The organism is Lishizhenia sp., from assembly GCF_033720595.1.
Lineage (GTDB): Bacteria > Bacteroidota > Bacteroidia > Flavobacteriales_D > Crocinitomicaceae > Lishizhenia.
In genome coordinates, this window is the sequence record NZ_JAWWCF010000308.1 from 1 (window position 1) to 1,949 (window position 1,949).

Annotated in this window: 3 protein-coding genes; all 3 read left to right on the forward strand. The window is 40.8% G+C overall.

The genetic code is table 11. The features are described from left to right. The coding region (locus tag R3333_RS14325) for a hypothetical protein (protein WP_318959449.1) at positions 1-184 on the forward strand (184 nt) is incomplete at its 5' end. Positions 185-317: 133 nt separating this feature from the next. Continuing rightward, positions 318-575, forward strand: coding sequence for a hypothetical protein (locus R3333_RS14330; RefSeq protein WP_318959450.1), 258 nt, complete (start codon positions 318-320; stop codon positions 573-575). Positions 576-589: 14 nt separating this feature from the next. After that, complete coding sequence (locus R3333_RS14335; RefSeq protein ID WP_318959451.1) at positions 590-1,771, forward strand: hypothetical protein; 1,182 nt, start codon at positions 590-592, stop codon at positions 1,769-1,771. The last annotated feature ends 178 nt before the right edge of the window (positions 1,772-1,949 follow it).

Below are 1,949 nucleotides of genomic sequence, written 5' to 3' on the forward strand. Positions count from 1 at the left end.
AGCGCTTTATATTTTCAATATTGCTGACATTTGTGAAAGGTCAGCTACAGATTTCTACAAAAATGGAGCATCTACGATGTTCTCTTACAAGAACTACCCTCGGAGAGGTTATGTTATTGTAGCGATTGCTCGCATTATTCCAAATCCTCGTAGAGGATTTATAACGAAGGAGAAAGGGGTGTAGGTTCCATTTTACGCATTTAGGGGGCCATTGTAAAGTTTTTGATTGACTTTGGTTTTAGTTTTCCTTTTTATGTAACTTGTGATTTTACTTAATTTTATGCAAGTTACAATGGTTTTAGAAAAGGAGCTAACCGATGAATCAAGATCAGATAATCGAAGCAGTAACGAAAGAATTTACCCAAAGATTTCGTGAAACGATGGCGGATTTGTCCTTGGATGAACTGACCCCGGAGTTGGCAGAAGAATTTAGTAAAGGTTTGCAGCACTGCATTAGCAAAGCAGCCCTCATAGGCTACAAGACATTTATTGAATCCTATGATATAAAGGAGGATCTCTTAGAAGTAGAAGGTAAGACACTTCGGTTTAAGTATTCTTCAAAAAAAACTTCTTAACGCCTTTTGGAGAGATGAATATTAGTCGGAGTTTGTATCAGAGTGACCGGGGTGGGGCTGCTTATGTTCCATTAGATGTGGGTTGGGGGATGCAAGGAGAATATGCGACGCCGGCAGTACAAGAATGCGTTCTGTTTGGGATGGCTCATCTGACAGCTAAGGAAGTGGAAAGGTTTTTAGAAAAGAGCAGCATGTTTCATCCTTCTGAGAAAGCGATCAAAAATATGGTAAGTAAGAGTGGGGATTTCATAGAAGCTCATATTGATGAATTGAACGAAGGGATTCGAGGTGAGGAGACGATTCCGGAAGCAACGGCAGTAGTGGTTGCCAGTATGGATGGTGTAAATGTTTTGTTAAGAGAAACTGGCCAGAAATCCGGTCGTCCGAAAGAACGCCCTGGTGAAAAGCAGGAGGAAGTGAGTGCTTCCAGTTATAAGAATGCCATGGTTGGCAGTATTTCTTTTTATGGGTATTCCCAACAACGGGGCAGGCCACCACTTTGTGGCAAGAAGGAAGCGACTGAAAAAGAGGAAGTTAAGCCGGTGAGATTATGTAGCCATTATATTGCCCGGATGCCGGAGAGTTACTTTCCGGCCTTCAAGCAGCAATTTGAGGCGGAGTTGGATGATATTGAAAAAGCAGTGGATGCAACCGTGAAGAGAGTGCTTCTTAATGATGGTCATCGGGTGATATGGAACTACATTGACAATAATGAACGCTTTGATGATTACGAGAAATTGGTAGATTTCTATCATGCCAGCGAGCATTTATCAAAAGCAGCGGAGGCTATCTTCGGAAAAAAATCAAAGGCGGGAGATGAATGGTATCACAAATGGTATGATAACCTGCAAACAGAAGATCATGCTGCCAAAGCGGTATTGCGTTCCATGAATTATTACGCAAAGATATTGAAGATTCCCAAAACTCGATTGGAGGATTTAAAAAGAGAACAAACCTTCTTTCGGCGTAATCACCATCGAATGAATTACGCGGATTTCATCAGACAAGGGCTGCCTATTGGCAGTGGGCCGGTAGAAGCAGCCTGTAAATCTGTAGTGAAAAATAGAATGTGCCGCAGCGGAATGCGTTGGTCTCGAAAAGGTGGACAGCAAATCCTCAATCTTAGAGCCTACGCAAAAGCTGATCGCTGGGAGAAATTCTGGAACAACTACAAACAACTTAAACAAGCAGCATAAGGGTGAAAGTAATTGCGTAAAATGGAACCTACACCCATAAATAATCTATCCATTCAGATTCACCTTTCTCTTTTTTGGTTTTATCTTAAAGTTTTTTTGAATGTTTTAATAATACCGTTTTAAGACCGCAATATTTTAGTTTAAGGCTAGGTTGAAAAATTAATATTACATTGGAAGA

Excerpts from the sequence above, each read along its gene's own strand:
- R3333_RS14335 (WP_318959451.1), top strand. The coding sequence starts at position 590 with ATGAATATTAGTCGGAGTTTGTATCAGAGTGACCGGGGTGGGGCTGCT.
- R3333_RS14330 (WP_318959450.1), top strand. The coding sequence starts at position 318 with ATGAATCAAGATCAGATAATCGAAGCAGTAACGAAAGAATTTACCCAA.